The sequence below is a fragment of the Pseudomonas sp. THAF187a genome, from assembly GCF_009363395.1.
Lineage (GTDB): Bacteria > Pseudomonadota > Gammaproteobacteria > Pseudomonadales > Pseudomonadaceae > Aquipseudomonas > Aquipseudomonas khazarica.
In genome coordinates this window covers 2543318-2560678 of sequence record NZ_CP045349.1, presented here as the reverse complement: position 1 = coordinate 2560678, position 17361 = coordinate 2543318, and the positions used below count along the sequence as shown (strand labels likewise).

The window sequence follows — 17361 nt, the reverse complement described above, 5'->3', positions numbered from 1 at the left end:
AGAGGTGCCTGTTCTCATGTGTTGGTTGCATGCGTGCGCAGAGTGTTTTGTCTGGCGCCCCTGAGTGGTCTCTCCAACCCAATACTTCGCATAATGTATATTATGTTAAATTACATATATCGATGACCACCTCCCGGCTTGCCACATCGTCCAGCTGGAAAACTCCAACCTGCCTAATCGTTGCTCGTCGACGCCCAACCGTCTTCCAAATCTATCCGAGTCTTTCAGCGCTGCTTTGCGCCGGCCCAGAGCGCTGTCGTGCTTTACTCGAAGGTCACTTGAGAACGCCGAGCAGCTTCCATAGGCGCCGGGATTCGGCATCGGCGCTGATCAACTCATCCAGTAGTTCACCGAGCGGCTGGTTGCCCCACTCCACTGCCCTGCGGATGACATAAGGCACCGGGCTGTGCGGTTCGGTCTTGGCCAGATAATCGGCAATCTGTGCCAGTTGCCGATAGGCCTGCTCACGACTGCTTGGCACACCCGCGACAGGCGACGCTGGGACAGTCGGTTCAGTAGTCGGCTCGTCCATGACGGCATCGCTCTCAGGATTGGATGAAGGAGACTCGGCTGGCGGGATGAATTCCTCGAGCTGCGCACGCAGCTCGATCAATGTCTGGCGTAATGAACCGACGCTGGGCGCTAACTCGGCCAGCCATTCATCGCTCCAGTGGTCCAGACGCTCAAGGGCGGCAAGAGCGGCCTGCAGTTCGGCGTCAGCGGTTTGGAAGTCCGTTACCGGGGTTTGTCTGAGCTTTTCCTGCAGCTTGCGATACTCCAGCCGCGCAGCTTCGGCGGCGATCTTGTCCTGCTTGCTGTCGCTCATCTGCACCTGGCGCTGCTGTAGCTGCAGCCAGTCGTGCAGGGTGACGCCGACATCCAGGCCAAAGAGCGCAACCTGGGTCTGCACGGTGTCGCTGTACTGGCGGATCATCCACTCCAGGGGGAAGACCCGCCAGGAACGATCACCCTCCTCTGGCTGCGGATGCAGCGTATCGGGATAGCGTTCGCACAACTCGCACAGCAGCTCCAGGGCTGCAGCCAACCCAGCCAGTGCATGGCGTCTGATCCAGGCTTCGCCTAGCCACACGGCGATCATCAGATCCTTGCTGCGTTCACGCAGCAGGTCACCGGCCAACTGCTCCAATGCCGCCCAGTCGCCACGCTTGAGTTCACTTTGCCAGACGCCGGTGGGCAGGCTCGCGTCGTCCTCGCGGCGCAGTTCCCGCAGGCGATCCCAGGCGCCCTCGTAACGCAGGCTCGGTCCGCAGACCGCATCACCTGGAAGGGGCTGGAGATAAGGTTCGATGGACAAATGGCTCATAGCGGTGGTGCCTCATCGTACGAGGCCTGCAGCTGAAAACTGGCAAACGGCGATGCGGGTGCAACCACCGGCAGCGGCTGGATCGACAAAGGCAGCTTGCTTCCCTGGCTGAGCAGCGACAGGCGCATGAACATTTGCGCCTGCGGGCTGGCATCCAGCATGCCGCGTACCGGCACCTGCAGGGTCAGGGGGAAGTCCGTGTAGTCCGTATTCGGCAGATGCTGCGGCACCACATGCACGCGCATCATGCGCAGCAGCGCCCACGGCCCACGGTATTCCCAGCCAGCCTCCAGGCCGCTGACGGCCATGCTCGCCTGCAGCGGGTCGATCACCGGTCGCTGGTTGCTGTCACGCGCCCAGCGCAGCACGAGCTGCAGCGGATCGCCGACATTCCAGCGCAGGCGCTGGCCAGTCTCGCCAGGATGCGCGATCTGATGGCCCGCGCCGTTGAGTGTCCAGGCGATCACCTGGTCGGCGCCCTCCTCGTCTTCTCGATCCGTCCGCCAACGTACCTCCAGCTCGACCCCGATTACACCTGACTGATCGCGAATGAACAGCGGCCCGAGCCAGCTTCTGGCCTGTTTCATCCGTGCCAGGAAGTCCTCTGCGGCCAGTCGGTTACCCGCCGGCGCCAGTGCCAGCCCTTTCTCGGCCGCCTCCAGATGGGTGTCGATCAGTTCCAGCAGGTGCTTGACGCGGGCCGGGTCGGCATCGCTGCTATCGAGGTTGTAGGAGAACGGAAAACGGCCGGCCAGATACTGATTGAAGTAGCTCGCCAGCGCGCTCCAGGCTTGTGCCGCGCCCTGTGTCTGCAACTCGTTGCAGCGCTGCCGGGCCTGCTCCGATATACCCTGGGTATAACGCGCCAGATCGCCATCGCCTGGCGGCAGGCTCGCGGTCGAGAGCACCTGGCGGCAATTGCCGATGTCCATTTCTACCAGGTCCCGGCTCACCAGCTGCTCGAACAACGCGGGAGCACTTGTCGGGTTCTGCGCCTTGTACTTCTTCATGTCATCGTTTATCGAACCCAGGCGGGATACCTTCTCCTGCAGCGGAAGTGGCAGATCATTCTGTGCTCTCAGCCACGTCAGCTCGGGCAATACCTTGTCGGTACTGGTGCTGATATCGATAAACTGTCGGGCCAGAGAGGCTTTCAGATCCTGAATGTCGGTGGCCCGGAACAGCTTCAGCCCCAGGTTGGGTTTGCCGTCCCACTCGGCAATCGGATAACGCAGGGTGAACAGCGGCAAGGTGTCGATATCCGCCAGTACCTCGGCGACGTCCGCCATGGCGCGCAAGGTCAACTGCGATTGCAGGGTACTGGCCAGATCGGCGCGGCCCAGCCCCTTGAGTGCCTGGATCACTTGCATGGCCTGTTCGACGGAGACATTGAACTGGTTCTGCGTAGCGTCGTCGCTGTAGGAACCGCCCGACGAGGTCAACGCCGACCACATGGCCAGCGCAGCGGCCTGCTCGGCGGCCTTGAGCATGCCCGCACGATAATCCGGCGCTATCTGAGCCAGCTCCTGCGCCACGAAGTCCTGGTAACTCTGCTGGTAGACCAGCGCCTGAGCTATCTGCTGCTCGCTCACATCGCCAAGGGCCCGGGTGTCGAGGCTGCCATCCGGGCGGCGCATCGCGCTCACGGCGAAGTCGCGCTGGAGCAGGTCATCGATGCTTCTGGCCAGCTTGCTGATGTTCTTCTGCAAGACCAGCGTTCCACCCGCCTGGCGCTGCAAAAGGTTGTTGCGGCTCGCGGACTCTTCGATCCACTGGCTGTGGAAGGTCTTGCGCAACTGTTCGGCCTCCTGCGTGACGGAGGCTTCGATGGTCGGCCCCAGCAGACGGCTCTGCTTCACGTCGTTCATCAGGTCACGAAAGCCAGGCACGAGCTCTTCCCCGCTGCCATGGCTCCAGGCGGAGTTGGTGAGGACGATGAGGTCGTCCAGATGGCCGATCAGTGCGTTGATTTCCTCGAGTTTCTTCAGCGAGGTATCGCGGCCATATTCCAGATCGCTCAGGTGCCTCTTGAGATAGCCGGCGGGCGTGACGAAATTGCCGGCCAGGAAGTATTGCTCCAGCCAGAACTTCATCAAGCCCTGGAAATGCGCGGAAAGCTGCTTGCCGTTGGGTTCCAGATCCACGGGGCGCAGGCCTGGTGCGGACAGATGGCGCAGGGTCCGGTCGTAGAATGCACGTCTGGACAGGCTGGAGGGGTCGAGGCTGAGCCCCAGCGCGTCGTTGCCCAGCTGGGCAAGCGATTCGGTGACGCCTTCCTGGCCGGTCAGCGCGTTGTTGAGCAGGTTATTGTGCCGTTCGAGGCTGACCACGCCCTCCGCCAGGGTGCGTGCCTTGACGTAGTTCGGCCATTGATCCGGCTGGGCGCTCTGCACGTCCGGGCGGCGCTGTTCATTGCGGATCACCAGCAAGCTTTGCAGTTGGTAGTCCTGCAGTTGTTGCAACGGCACCAGGGCTTCGCGGCGCGCCATGCCGCGCAACAGTTGATCCATCTGCTGATCCAGGGACGTGCCCCAGGACGAGGGATAGATCAGCGATGAAAAATGCCAGCGCGGCGCCTGCTGCAGCAGCTCCCAGAACGCCTGCACATTGAGCCGTGCCTGCTCCTGACGACGTTCCGGCGCGCGCAGACTGACGTGTCCGGCATGGGTTTCCTGCAGCAGGCTGCTCAGTACGCGGGCATCCTCCTGTCGCTCCTGCCACACCCATAGCATGCCCAGCAGCCAGCACAGCGCGAATACGACGGCAATGCCGCCGACGGTCATCTGCCAGCGTTGGCGCAGACGCAGTATGCGCGGTAACGCCTGCGCCAGGCCCTGTTCCGCGATCAGCCGCTGCCGCCAGAGCGCTTGGGTGAAGACGCCTTGTGCCGCTGGCACCTCTCCGGGGTAGAGCTGCGTCGACTCGGCGAGCGCTTGCGCCGCGCCGAGGTAGAGGCCACGGAATCTGGGCGCCTCTCCCTGCGTATTGCCCTGAAAGACCGGCTCCAGCAGGGTACGGAGATTGCCCTTCAATTCCAGCAACAGGTCCGGCAGACGGTACAGGTCCTCGGCCAGCTCGCCCTTCAAGGCGCCGACCTCGATGATCGCGGCCTGCATGTTCTGCACCACGGCTTCCAGCGCATCATCGAGCCAGTAGCTCTGCCAGCCGGCATCCAGCCCATAGGGCGATGACCAGCCCAGCAGACGCTCGCGTCCCTCTTCGGGGAGTGCGGCGACCAGCTCCTGAAAGCCTGGCATTTCCTCGAAACCGCTGATCAGGACATAGACCGGCACGCTCAGTCCCAGGCGTTGCAGCAGTTCCGCAAAGCGCCGGCGCAGCACGATCACATCGGCAGCACCTTGCGCACCGTCCTGCAACTGATTGAGGGGAATGTTCCAGATCACGCCATCCAGTGGGCGCTGGCCACGCAGCCTGAGTAACATGCTGAGCAGGCGCCGCCAGACGAAGGTGGACGCATTGCCGCCATCGCTGGGCAGGAAGATGCTCTGAGGTACCACCAGCAAGGCACCGTCCTGATCCGCCCACCAGCGCCCGAACCACGCCGGGCGGCCTGCAGGCGTGAGTTGCCAATCGAGGCAAAGCTGGCTGCCCTCGCGCGGATCACCGAGCAGCATCAGCCAGGGCACCTGATAGCGCGACTCGATTCCCTGTTCGTGCTCCATCTTGCGCACTGCGGCATAGAAGCTGCGGATCGCCATGCCCGATTGCGTCCGCAGCCACCAGAACAGTGCGGCCAATGCCAGCAGCAGCAGGAGCACGCCTAGCAGACTGAGGATGATCGCCAGCGTACTCATTGCGCCTCATCCAGGCTGACCAGATGCAGCAGTGGCGTCAGTTCCGACTGGATGTCACGCCACATCCAGTGTCCGGCCAGGCTCAGCAACAGCAGCAATCCGCAGATCGCCAGGCTCAGGCGCACGCCGTCGGGCAGCGCACGGCGCAACGGCAGGCGCAAGGGGGACGCCCGGGTCGGCCGGGCCAGGCTGGATATCACCTCTGTTGCCGCAGGTTCGCGCTGCCAGGCGAAGGTGAACAGCGCATGGCGCCAGCGTGTGTGCAGCGCACGTCCACGATCACTGCGCAAACCGCCATAGAAACCCAGGATCAGGCATTGCAGATAGACGTTGGCCAGATCACGCGAAGCCGGCGCACGTTCCTTGAGCAGCTTGTGAATGGCGCGGGGCAGGCGCTCGCCCGCGGTACGCGAGCCATACAAGCGTGCTTCCAGGGGGCGTGGCTGCCAAGCCGTACGCCCTGGCCATTCATCGAACAGCAGGCGTTCGTCGACCAGGGCCACGAACGCATACACCATCGCCTTGACCTGGCTCGAGGACGATGCCCCCACGCTGGCGAATGCCGCGCGCCACAGACGGCGGACAACCAGAATCGTGGCTTCCGCCATGCGCTCGACCTGCTCATTGCCCGCATTGCTGAGCCCGGCAATGCCCTCCCAGGTTTCCCGCCATTCGATCCACGCCTCACGAAATGCCAGACTCAGGGGGGCTTCACCGAATTCGGGTGGGTACAGCGCAACGCTCCTTTCCGACATCTAGACTTCCTTGGCTTGGCTGGCGGATCTCAGGGGGTATCGGCGGTGAACAGCAGAACCTGCCAGGGGCTTGCCGCCGCTCTCTGCGAGGTCGTGGCCAGACATAGCGACTGTTCGGGATCGAACCAGTCACCGGCTGCCTGGATCAGGAAGAGATGGGTCTCCTCACCCACTCCATAGGCCGTTCGCTCATTGCGACTCATCGGCTGGTGCGGCAGGCCACTCATGCGCTGCTGGCGGAGCGTGGCAACATGCTGCTGCGACGCGATCACGGCCTGGGCCAGCCAGGCCTGTGCGGCCTGCTGCCCTGTACCGGCGGGCATGCGCAGCCCAACGATCAGGCGTTGTCGACGCGTCTGGTTATCCGGCAAGTCGATGGCAAAGCCCTGTTCGGACTGCTCGAAAACCAGGCAGCGGTAACCGACGCGGATACTGTCCAGGCTCCGATGAAGCCATGCGATGACCTCGTCGAAGCCGTGCTTGAGATCGAGAAAATCAAGCGGCGCGAACGCCGGCACGCCATTGAGCGGGTCGAGCGCACACCAGGCGCCCGCCAAGCCGGCCAACAGACCATGCAGGTGCGCCGGCGTCGCCACTCGTCCATTCAGGGCCACTTCGACCTCGGGGAGCCGGGACCACAGAGCCGTCAGCTGGCGCCTGAGCTCCTGCACGTCATCGCGATTGCCCGCCTGCTCGGCCTGGCGTAAGCGCCCGGCCAGGAACATACACTTCTCTCGCCCTCGCGCGCACAATGCCGCGACCATCTGCCCCAACTGCGATTCCGGCAGGATCAGCGACATCGGCGGCACGTAGGCCTGCCTGACGAAACCGCCCCCCTCCCTGGCGATACGCAACAGCGGCAGGCAGACCGAATCGGCCCTCTCGCTGTCGGTCACCAGGCGCAGATTGGGGCGCCAGATCAGCACCGGCTCGGGATGCTCGCCACTGGCCAGGTCGGGCACCGCGTCTCCGCAGAGGGATCGCAGACGCCCGTTGAGTGGCAACACCTGCCCGCTGCGGCCAAGCGGATTGACTGCCAGGTAGAGGGTCACGCAGGCATTGGCCGAAGCCGCCACGGCAGGCCCCACATCGAGCTCGAGCACCCTGTCACCAGCTGGCTGCACGCTGACGGGCAGACCATCGGGCAGGATCGCCTCGAGCGACTGGATACGGACCAGACCGGTACTGAGCGCCGCCGGGTCCACTTCCAGTTCGCTCACCCCCCAGAACCAGGGGTTTGCAGCATTGGCGCACAACGCCGTGACGACTTCTGCGCGCAGTCCCTGCAACTGGAAATGCTGAGGCAATAGCTGCATGCCCTCGTGCCAGCAGACTGCATCCGGCAACACCCTCATAGCACTCCCCTTCGACATCCGCTGTTTGGCATGCGCACGTGCAACGCTGGGCTAACGGTCTTGACCGGTCAGCAGGCGCATTTCCCTGCTGTCGAAACGCAGCCACACCCGGCCTGATTCGTTCAGGCGCAAACGATGCACGCCAGGGGTGTTATAGCCGGCGAACACCAAAAGTCCAGCGGCCCCATCACCGGCGAAGGGGAAGTCGCGCACATCGCGAAATTGCCCCGGCACGAGTTCCAGCCCCCACACCGAAAACAGATTCCGGTAGTCGCGCTCGTACTGCCCCCGCTCGGCGAACCATTGCCTGGCGGGAATCTCGGAAAGCAGCTTGAGCAGATCCGGGTCATGCACGGCGACGAAGTCAACGGCAATCGGCGTGTCGTCATTGGCCTGCTCCGCCACATCCAGCGTCAGGCTGTCCAACTGGATTCTTTCGCCGCGAAAGGAACAGCCGCACAGGGCCATCAGGAGGCTCAGCAACACGGCAAAGCGATAGGAGGTCGCACGTCCCTGCGTCATGAGAATTTCACCTTGAACTTCACGTTTGCAAATTTATAGACCTGATCTAGCGTCTATGAAAGTTCGTCTTCGTGGCGAATGAGGATGGATCGCCAAGGATGGGCTCGCTGTTCAGCCAACCCGTCATCGTCGTGATCCAGCAACGGAGTGCGAGCACGGGTTCGTCCGCTGCAATGCGCTCCCGGTATCACCCCGGAGCCCAACCGACATGGCTGAAAGCACTCAACACAAGTTGGATCGAATCCGCCCTCCCCGCGTCCAGATCACCTATGACGTCGAGATTGGCAACGCCATCGAGAAAAAGGAATTGCCCCTGGTGGTCGGCATCCTCGCCGATCTTTCCGGCAAGCCGGACACCCCCCTGCCCAAGCTGATCGACCGTCGGTTCACCGAGATCGACCGCGACAACTTCAACGAAGTGCTCGCTTCCATCGAGCCGCGCAGCACCCTGCAGGTGGAGAACACCATCAGCGGCGACGGCAGCAAGATCAACGTCGAGCTGCGTTTTCGTCATTTCGACGACTTCGATCCGGTCAACATCGTCAAGCAGATCACCCCGCTGCGTCGTCTCTACGAAGCACGCCAACGCTTGCGTGACCTGCTCACCAAACTCGATGGCAACGACGACCTCGACAAGTTGCTGCAGGACGTGGTGAGCAACACCGAAGGGCTACAGGAAATCAAGTCCTCGCGGCCTGAAGACGAAGCCCCGGCGGCCGACGCCGCTGCCGATGGTGAAGCACCGGCCGACCCGGCCTGACCGACCCTCGACTTTCCGGAGACAACGCAATGGCAACAGAAGCCGGTGCATCCAGCGAGAGCACGACCGAGACCTTGACCCTGCTCGACCGCATCATCGCCGAGGGCCGCATGGCTCACGACGAGAGCCAGCAGGACTACGCCCGCGACATGCTCGCGGAGTTCGCTACCCAAGTCCTCGATGAAGGTATGTCCATCGACAAGGACACGGTGGCCATGATCAACGACCGCATCAGCCAGATCGACAAGCTGATCAGCGACCAGCTCAACGAGGTGCTGCACCACCCCGACCTGCAGAAGCTGGAAGCCTCCTGGCGTGGCCTGCACATGCTGGTGGATCAGACCGAAACCAGCACCCGCCTGAAGCTGCGCCTGCTAAACGTCACGCAGAAAGAGCTGCAGAACGATCTTGAAAAAGCGGTCGAATTCGACCAGAGCGCGCTCTTCAAGAAGATCTACGAAGAAGAATACGGCACGTTCGGCGGGCACCCCTTCAGCCTGCTGGTCGGCGACTACGCCTTCGGCCGCCACCCGCAGGACGTGGCCCTGCTGGAGAAACTCTCCAACGTCGCCGCCGCGGCTCATGCGCCCTTCATCGCGGCTGCCAATCCCAAGCTGTTCGACATGAACAGCTTCACCGAGCTGGCTGTCCCGCGCGATCTCAGCAAGATCTTCGAGAGCCTGGAGCTGATCAAGTGGCGCAGCTTCCGCGAGAGCGAAGACTCGCGCTACGTCTCCCTGGTGCTGCCGAACTTCCTCCTGCGCCTGCCCTACGGCCCGGACACCAAGCCGGTGGAAGGCATTGGCTATGTCGAAGACGTCAACGGCACCGATCACTCCAAGTACCTCTGGGGCAACGCGGCCTGGCTGATGGCCGTACGCATCACCACGGCCTTCGCCAAGTACGGCTGGTGCGCGGCGATCAGGGGAGCCGAAGGGGGTGGCGCGGTGGAGGACCTGCCGGCTCATACGTTCCGCACCCTGTCCGGCGATCTGTCGCTGAAATGCCCGACCGAAGTGGCGATCACCGACCGCCGCGAGAAGGAACTCAACGACCTCGGGTTCATCACCCTGTGCCACAAGAAGAACACCGACATGGCCGTGTTCTTCGGCGGTCAGACCACCAACAAGGCCAAGGTCTACAACACCAACGAAGCCAATGCCAACGCGCGCATCTCGGCCATGCTGCCGTACGTGCTGGCGGCCTCGCGCTTCGCCCACTACCTCAAGGTGATCATGCGCGACAAGGTGGGCAGCTTCATGACCCGCGACAACGTGCAGACCTACCTCAACAACTGGATCGCGGACTACGTGCTGATCAACGACAACGCGCCTCAGGAAATCAAGGCTCAGTACCCGCTGCGCGAAGCACGCGTGGACGTCTCGGAAGTCGCCGGCAAGCCGGGCGTCTACCGCGCCACGGTATTCCTGCGCCCGCACTTCCAGTTGGAGGAGCTGACCGCCTCGATTCGCCTGGTAGCCAGCCTGCCGCCACCAGCCGCAGCTTGATTCGGACGCCCCGCTGGCACACCCGGCGGGGACGCGCTCCACGCATGATCCACCCCGTTCCCAGACCCAGGAGTTATCCGCAATGGATGCCATCATTCTCGACCTCGGCGACGACATCAAAGGCGACAGTCTGCTCGAGGGATACACCGACAAGATCGAACTGATGTCCTACAGCCACAACGTGGCGATGCAGGTCACCAACGACGTCAGCAACTCGGAACGTACCTCCGGCAAACCGCATATCGGCGAGTTCACCGTCACCAAATTCGTCGACACCTCCACGCCTTCGCTCAACGAATACTGCTGCGCCGGCAAGCCCATCACCAAGGCCACCATCACCATCGGCCGCAACGCCTCAGAAAGCGACGGCAAGCTGCTCTCCTTCATCGTCTACACCCTCGACAACGTCGTGCTTTCCAACGTCAGCGTCAGCGGCGGAGCCGGCGGCAAACCGGTGGAAACCCTGTCGATGAACTTCACCAAGATCAAGTGGGAACTCACCGCACAGAAGGACGATGGCACCAAGGAGGGCACCGCCGCCTCCACCTGGGATCTGGCGGCCAACAAGCTCGTCAAGTAAGCAGGCCGAGGCGTGCGTGCGCCCCTGTTCGAGCGTCTGTCCGCCGAGGCGGACGAGGCGCCGGCCTTCGACCGCGAGGCATTGGCCGAATCCGTTCGCCAGGAGTTGATGCGCTTGCTCAATACCCGGCGCCCGCAGCGCGTTGCAGGGCAACCACTGACGCTGCTCGATTACGGCATTGCCGATTGGGCAGGCCTGCAAGCCTTGCGCGCCGACGATCGCCGTCTGCTGTTGCGCGAGGTGCGTGCCGCCGTGCAGCACTTCGAGCCACGCTTGCAACTCAGCGACATCGACGTCGAGCCCTCACCTGGACAGCCTCAGCGATTGAGCATCCGGCTTGCCGGGCGTCTGCGTGAGGGGCAACACACCTGGCCGGCTACATTTCTGCTCGCGTCCGGCGACGAGGGGATAGAGGTACGCCATGAGTGACTCGATCGACGCTGAACTGCTCGATTATTACCAGCGCGAGCTGACGTGGTTGCGCCATGCCGGCGCTGGCTTCGCCCAGCGCCATCCCAAGGTGGCCCGGCGCCTGGAACTGGCGCCCGGAGAATGTCCTGATCCGCACGTCGAGCGCTTGCTGGAGGGGTTCGCCCTGTTGACCGCTCGCCTGCACCGCCGCCTCGATGATGACTACGCCGAATTCAGCGACGCCCTGCTCGAACAGCTCTACCCTTTGGCCCTGCGTCCCCTGCCCTCCTGCGCCATCGTGCAGTTCGAGCCCGATCCGACCCAGGGCAATCTTGCCGAGGGTTACAGCCTGCCACGCGATACCCCCCTGTTCGTCACCACGCGCGATCAGGCCAGCGTGCACTGGCGCACCAGTGCACAGGTCGAGCTCTGGCCGCTGCGCATCAGTGAAGCCACGCTGCTCGATGGCGATGCGGCGGTGGCGTTCAGCGGCCACCCGCTGGCCCGCTCGGCCTTGCGCCTGAGCCTGGAATGCCTCGGCGAGTTCGACTGGGCGCAATTGCCGGTGCGCAGCCTGCGCGTGCACCTGGCAGCGTCCCCGATGACCAACGCCATCCTCTACGACCTGCTCGCGGCCCACTGTCTCGGGCTATGGAGTGGCACACCCGGCAAGCCACTGTGCCGCGTATCCGGCACTGCCACACCCGTGGGCTTCGCCGACGACCAGGCCTTGCTGCCTGATGAAGATGGGCAGCACCCTGGCTTGCGTTTGCTCGCCGAATACTTCGCCTTCCCCGACAAGTTCGCCTTCTTCGATCTGCCAGTGCTGCCACCGGCAGAAGGCGGCCAGGCGTGCCAACTGGTGATCGCTTTCGACCATGCCCCGGCAGGCCGCCCTCACCTGCAAGCCAGTGAACTGCGCCTGGGCTGCACCCCGGCCATCAACCTGTTCCCGCGCACCTCCGAGCCCTTGCGCCCGGATGGCACTCGCAGCGAATACCGTCTGGTGGCCGACGCTCACCGCGAAAAAAGCGTGGAGATCCACAGCATTCGCAGCATGCGTGCCGCGACGCCCAGGGGCGTGCGCCGGGTGCCGGCCTATTACGGGCATAACCATGGCGGTGAAGGCTTCTACTGGTACGCTCGCCGGGTGCAGGGTCTGAACCCCGCGCAGCCTGGCAGTGATCTGCTGCTGAGCCTGGTGGACACGGCCTTCGACCCGCTGCAGGACGCCCCCGAATACAGCCTCACCGCCGAACTGCTATGCACCAGTCGGCACCTGGCCGAAAACCTGCCTGCCGGCACCCGCCTGGGATTCGAACGTCCCGGCCCCGTCGCGCAGGCCAGCCTGCTGAACACACCCACTGTGCAAAGCCTGCCACGGCTGTCCGGCCCGTCGCGTTGGCGCCTGGTTTCACAACTGAGCCTCAACCACCTCTCGCTGGTCGAGGGCCCCGAAGCCCTCGATGCACTGCGCGAGCTGTTGCATCTGCACAATCTGCGCGACGAAGCCGGGCCCCGGCGCCAGGTGGAAGGCCTGCTGGAGTTGACCTGCGAGCGCGTGGTGGCGCGGGTCGGTGACGATGCCTGGCGCGGCTGGCGCAATGGCCTGGAGGTACGCATCCGCCTGGATGCGGAGCATTTCGCCGGCAGCAGCGCCGTCCTGTTTTCCGCCGTGCTGGCGCAATTTCTGTCCCTCTACGCCACGCCCAATCGCTTCGTGCGTACGGTGCTGGTGGATCACGACAAGGAGGTACGGACATGGCAGCCCCAGGCCGGCAAGCCCCTGAACCTCTGAGCAAACGCCTGCGCGAGGTCCCACAGGATTTCGAGTTTCTCCAGGCCCTGCTGCTGCTGGAACGCGAGCAACCCGACGCCACGCCTCTCGGCCAAGGCAGCAGCCCCGAGCAGGAAGCGGTGCGCTTGCGCGGGCCATTGACGCCCACCTTCGCCCCCAGTCAGGTCGCGCGTCTGCAGGACGTACCCGGCCAACCGCCGATCCTGAGCACCGCCGTCTTTGGCCTCGGCGGCCCCGACGGCCCACTGCCTTATGCCTATCAGGAGTGGCTGCAACAGCGGGCGCGCCTCAAGGATCATGCTCCCGCGGACTTTCTCGACCTGTTCCACAACCGCCTGCTCGCACAGCTCTACCGGGTGCTCGGCCGCCACCGTCTGGCGCTGGGTTTTCAGCACCCGCAACAGGCACCTGCACAACGACTGCTACTGGCTCTCAGCGGCCTGTTGCCACGCAGCTTGCAAAATCGCATGGCACTGCCAGATGCCGCCATAACCGCCCGCGCCGCCTCATTCAACGGCCCGCGCCGGTCTCTGGCTGGTTTCGCCGTATTGGTGCGTCAGCAGTTCGGCGTGGCCGTGGACTACGACGCCTACCAGGGGGCCTGGCGCAAGATTCCCTCGGCCAGCCGCAGCCGCCTGCAACGCGGTGGGCGCAACCTCGGCCTGGGGCGCGATGCAATCGCCGGAACCTGGGTGTGGGACGAGCACGCCGGCATTCGCCTCACCCTAGGGCCGCTCACAGCCGAGCAGGCACCGGCCTATCTGCCTGGCGGGGAACGCCATGTCCGTCTCGCGGATATGGCCAGCCTCTATCTCGGCCCGGATACCGAATGCCACCTGCGCCTGCTGGTACGCCCTGGCAATCCCTTGCGCCTGGACCGGCAACAACCGCCGCGCCTGCGCTGGAGTAGCAACCTGCAGTGCGCCGGGGCGACCACCCTGCAGCGTATCGACACCCGCCTGCGGCACAAGGAGACGGCCTGATGGAACTCGCCGCGCTGATCGGCCGCCTCAATGCAGACAGCCGCCGTGCCCTGGAACGCGCCGCTCAGCGTTGCCTGCAGCGCACGCATCATTACGTGGAAATCGAGCACCTGCTGCTGGAACTACTGGACATAGAAGGCGGCGATCTCGCCTGGTTGCTACCGCGCTTCGGCCTGGAGCGCGACAGCGTGGCCACCGAGATCAATCGCGCCCTGGAGCTGTTCAAGGCCGGCAGTACACGCACCCCCGCCCTCTCCGGCCAGACCATCGGCCTGCTCGAAGATGCGGTGGTTCAGGCCAGCGTGACGGGGCAGCAGAGCATCCGCTCGGGTCTGCTGCTGCTTGCGCTGCTCGATCGCGACGAGCGCCGCAGCCTGCTGCTCAACAGCGCCGCCTCGCTGCTGCGCATCCCGCGTGAAGCCCTGCGCGCCAATCTGTTGGAGTGGACGCAGGCGTCCCGCGAGCACAGCGGCGGCGGCCCTGCAGGCAAAGCCCGCCCCGCCCCGGAAAACGCTCAGGACAGCGTGCTCGACCAGTACACCCAGGACCTCACTGCCGACGCCTGCGCCGGGCGCATCGACCCCATCGTCGGGCGTGACGGCGAGATCCGCCAGAGCATCGACATCCTCCTGCGCCGTCGGCAGAACAACCCGATCCTGGTCGGCGCCCCCGGTGTCGGCAAGACCGCCGTGGTCGAAGGCCTGGCCCTGCGCATCGCTGCCGGCGACGTGCCGCCGCCCTTACAGAACGTCATCCTGCGCGTGCTTGATCTCGGCCTGCTGCAGGCCGGTGCCGGGGTCAAGGGCGAGTTCGAGCAGCGCCTCAAGGGCGTGATCGACGCCGTGCGCGGCAGCGAACAGCCGATCATCCTGTTCATCGACGAGGCCCACACCCTGATCGGCGCAGGTGGCAGCGAGGGTGGCAGCGATGCCGCCAACCTGCTCAAGCCGGCCCTGGCGCGGGGTGAGCTGCGCACCCTGGCCGCCACCACCTGGCTGGAATACAAGAAGTACTTCGAGAAGGACCCGGCCCTGGCCCGCCGCTTCCAGCTGGTGCAAGTGGAGGAACCCGACGAGGCCACCGCCGTGGAGATGCTGCGCGGCGTCGCTGCCAAACTGGAGCAACATCACGGTGTGCAGGTGCTCGACAGCGCCATCCAGGACGCGGTCAAGCTCTCCCACCGCTACATCTCCGGTCGCCAGCTGCCGGACAAGGCCATCAGCGTGCTCGACACCGCCTGCGCCCGGGTCTCCCTCGGCCAGCACGACGTGCCGCCACCGCTGGAAAGCCTGCGCCATCGTGAGGTGGCGGTGAGCGAAGAACTGCAACGCCTGCGCCGCGAGCAGGCCACCGGCCTCGATCACCGCGAACGCATCACCAGCCTGGAGCAGGAGTCCGCCAGCAACCAGGCTGCCATCCGCGAGCTGGACACCCGCTGGGGCGAAGAACGCGAAGCCGTGCGCGAACTGCTGGACGCCCGCCGCGAACTGCTGGCTCTGAGCGAAAGTGTCGATGCCAGCCAAGCCGATGAAACCCTGGACGAGCGCATCGACCACCTCGCCGCCGAACTCACCCGCCTGGAAGCCGGCCTCGACGCCATCCGCCAGGACGACCCGCTGGTGCCCGAACAGGTGGATTCGCGCACCGTGGCCGCCGTGATCGCCGGCTGGACCGGCATCCCCATCGGCAAGATGCTCGCCGACGAAGCCTATGCCGTGCGAACCCTCGGCCAACGCCTGGGCCAGCGGGTCATGGGCCAGGACAGCGCCCTGGGCACCATCGCCCAGCGCATCCAGGCCTACCGCGCCGGCCTCACCGACCCGGCCAAGCCGGTGGGTGTGTTCCTGCTAGTCGGCCCCACCGGCGTCGGCAAGACCGAGACCGCCTATGCCCTGGCCGACGCCCTCTACGGCGGCGAACGCAACCTCATCAGCATCAACCTCTCCGAGTACCAGGAGGCCCACACCGTCAGCCAGCTCAAGGGCGCCCCGCCCGGCTACGTCGGCTACGGCACCGGTGGCGTGCTCACCGAAGCGGTGCGCCGCCGCCCCTACTCCGTGGTGCTGTTGGACGAGATCGAAAAGGCCCATCCCGACGTGCTGGAAGCCTTCTACAACGTCTTCGACAAAGGCGTGATGGAAGATGGCACCGGCCTGGTGGTGGACTTCAAGAACACTGTGATGCTCGCCACCAGCAACGTCGGCGCCGAACTGGTGCTGGACACCCCTACGCACCAGCTCGGCAGCGACGCCTTCAACGAACGCCTGCGCAAGGTGCTGCTACAGGCCTTCCGCCCCGCCTTCCTCGCCCGCATGACCGTGGTGCCCTACCGCCCGCTGCTTGAGGCCACGCTGGAAGGCATCGTCCTGGCCAAGCTGGAGAAACTGCGCGAGCGCTACAAGGCCGCCACCGGCAAACAGTTCGACTTCGACCCCGCCATCGTCAAGGCCGTACTCGCCAAGTGCAGCGCGGTAGGTGCACGGGATATCGAGAATGTGTTGATGGCACAGGTGACGGGGAAGTTGGCGGAGTGGGTGTTGGAGTGATGAGTTCATAGTTATTACATACCACAACTAAGAGATAAAATGAAAATCAAACTACAATGGAATCCCGTAATAATTAATGAATTCCGGACAGGCTTCGATGATGAAGATGAAATAAGCATTACCCAAGGCGGATTACGCATTAGCGATGCAAAGATTTTACTGACAGATATCGCTCCGTCAGATCAGGTGGCAAACTTGCGTTTTGGCTTCATTCAAAATGCAATGCCTTCTTATATCCAATGGTACTATCAAGGAAATACTAGAAGAACAGTAAAGGCAATGCTGAGTCAGCGCTTGGACGGCCCTCCAAACTCACTTTTTTTCTCTGGCTGCAAAAAGATTGCAAACCCCAATGTAACGCAGGCGTCGATTACGCTTCCAGTTTTCGAAGACTACCCATGCACCACCGGGCTGACTAGTTTTAGCTCGTTATCTGGCACGCGTCATCTCAGGCTGTGGGCTGTGATAGTTAACGCCGTCACGCGTAGCACCGAATTGGTAGGTCAATGTGACTGGTGTATCACCTACGATGTTGTACCTCAAGATAATGAAGATGAGCCTGCCCGCGTAGGGCCAGAGGCTCGTGTTGAGTACATGTTAAAAACGAGAGCGGAGCTACTGCACTCTACTCCATGGGTCGTTTACTCTGGACCACGGGCAAATGACGAGATTGCTCAGAATATCACCAATCAAAAGCTAGAAGGAAACAACTGGGTGATCGATGATGAACCCGAGCCCGAACAAGATAGCGATGATGAAATCGAGATAATACATGATGATATGTCTGGCTTCATTCCTCCTTTCACGCCGAACATGTAATCCTAAAGCGCGATGCATGAAGGAAAAAGAAAGGAAAAAGAAAGGAAAAAAGGGGCGGATTTATTTTGGAGAAGCGGGAGCGCCAATGAATAAATCCGCCCCCTTTTTGCGGTCCCCTTTTTGCGAACATCCGTAGCACGCCGATGAATTATCGACTTGCTCTTCAGCTCGGCGCCGGAACTTTG

At 63.5% G+C, this 17361-nt stretch carries 13 protein-coding genes; 8 read left to right on the top strand and 5 right to left on the bottom strand.

Annotation, left to right across the window (positions count from 1 at the left end):
* Positions 1-274: 274 nt before the first annotated feature.
* The 5 genes from tssA to FIV02_RS11905 are packed head-to-tail and all read right to left on the bottom strand — an operon-like array spanning position 275 to position 7771.
* Entirely contained in the window at positions 275-1324 is a 1050-nt protein-coding gene (gene tssA / locus FIV02_RS11925; RefSeq protein ID WP_152488716.1) for a type VI secretion system protein TssA, read from the bottom strand.
* Positions 1321-5139 (bottom strand): type VI secretion protein IcmF/TssM N-terminal domain-containing protein, encoded by a 3819-nt coding sequence (locus FIV02_RS11920; RefSeq protein ID WP_152488715.1) that lies wholly within the window; start codon positions 5137-5139, stop codon positions 1321-1323. Before FIV02_RS11920 ends, tssA begins: the two co-directional genes overlap by 4 nt.
* Positions 5136-5894 (bottom strand): DotU family type IV/VI secretion system protein, encoded by a 759-nt coding sequence (locus FIV02_RS11915; RefSeq protein ID WP_152488714.1) that lies wholly within the window; start codon positions 5892-5894, stop codon positions 5136-5138. The genes FIV02_RS11920 and FIV02_RS11915 overlap by 4 nt, the downstream gene beginning before the upstream one ends.
* Before the next feature lie 29 nt (positions 5895-5923).
* A complete protein-coding gene (tssK, locus tag FIV02_RS11910) occupies positions 5924-7249 on the bottom strand; it encodes a type VI secretion system baseplate subunit TssK (protein WP_152488713.1) in 1326 nt (441 codons plus the stop codon).
* A gap of 51 nt (positions 7250-7300) precedes the next feature.
* Positions 7301-7771, bottom strand: coding sequence for a type VI secretion protein (locus tag FIV02_RS11905; RefSeq protein WP_134675841.1), 471 nt, complete (start codon positions 7769-7771; stop codon positions 7301-7303).
* Positions 7772-7979: 208 nt separating this feature from the next.
* Between FIV02_RS11905 and tssB the strand changes: the two genes are divergently transcribed.
* From tssB to FIV02_RS11865, 8 genes are all read left to right on the top strand, one after another.
* The gene (tssB, locus tag FIV02_RS11900; RefSeq protein WP_152488712.1) at positions 7980-8531 is read left to right on the top strand and encodes a type VI secretion system contractile sheath small subunit; all 552 of its coding nucleotides are present in this window, start codon (positions 7980-7982) and stop codon (positions 8529-8531) included.
* A gap of 29 nt (positions 8532-8560) precedes the next feature.
* Positions 8561-10039 (top strand): type VI secretion system contractile sheath large subunit, encoded by a 1479-nt coding sequence (gene tssC, locus FIV02_RS11895; protein WP_037056768.1) that lies wholly within the window; start codon positions 8561-8563, stop codon positions 10037-10039.
* 82 nt (positions 10040-10121) lie between these two features.
* A complete protein-coding gene (locus FIV02_RS11890; protein ID WP_037056770.1) occupies positions 10122-10619 on the top strand; it encodes an Hcp family type VI secretion system effector in 498 nt (165 codons plus the stop codon).
* Between the two features lie 12 nt (positions 10620-10631).
* On the top strand, positions 10632-11048 hold the full coding sequence (gene tssE, locus FIV02_RS11885; RefSeq protein ID WP_150609603.1) for a type VI secretion system baseplate subunit TssE: 417 nt from the start codon (positions 10632-10634) through the stop codon (positions 11046-11048).
* On the top strand, positions 11041-12828 hold the full coding sequence (gene tssF, locus FIV02_RS11880; RefSeq protein ID WP_152488711.1) for a type VI secretion system baseplate subunit TssF: 1788 nt from the start codon (positions 11041-11043) through the stop codon (positions 12826-12828). The genes tssE and tssF overlap by 8 nt, the downstream gene beginning before the upstream one ends.
* Entirely contained in the window at positions 12792-13811 is a 1020-nt protein-coding gene (gene tssG, locus FIV02_RS11875) for a type VI secretion system baseplate subunit TssG (RefSeq protein ID WP_152488710.1), read from the top strand. Before tssF ends, tssG begins: the two co-directional genes overlap by 37 nt.
* Complete coding sequence (gene tssH / locus FIV02_RS11870) at positions 13811-16357, top strand: type VI secretion system ATPase TssH (RefSeq protein WP_152488709.1); 2547 nt, start codon at positions 13811-13813, stop codon at positions 16355-16357. Before tssG ends, tssH begins: the two co-directional genes overlap by 1 nt.
* A 39-nt stretch (positions 16358-16396) precedes the next feature.
* Entirely contained in the window at positions 16397-17176 is a 780-nt protein-coding gene (locus FIV02_RS11865) for a hypothetical protein (RefSeq protein WP_152488708.1), read from the top strand.
* Positions 17177-17361 lie beyond the last annotated feature (185 nt).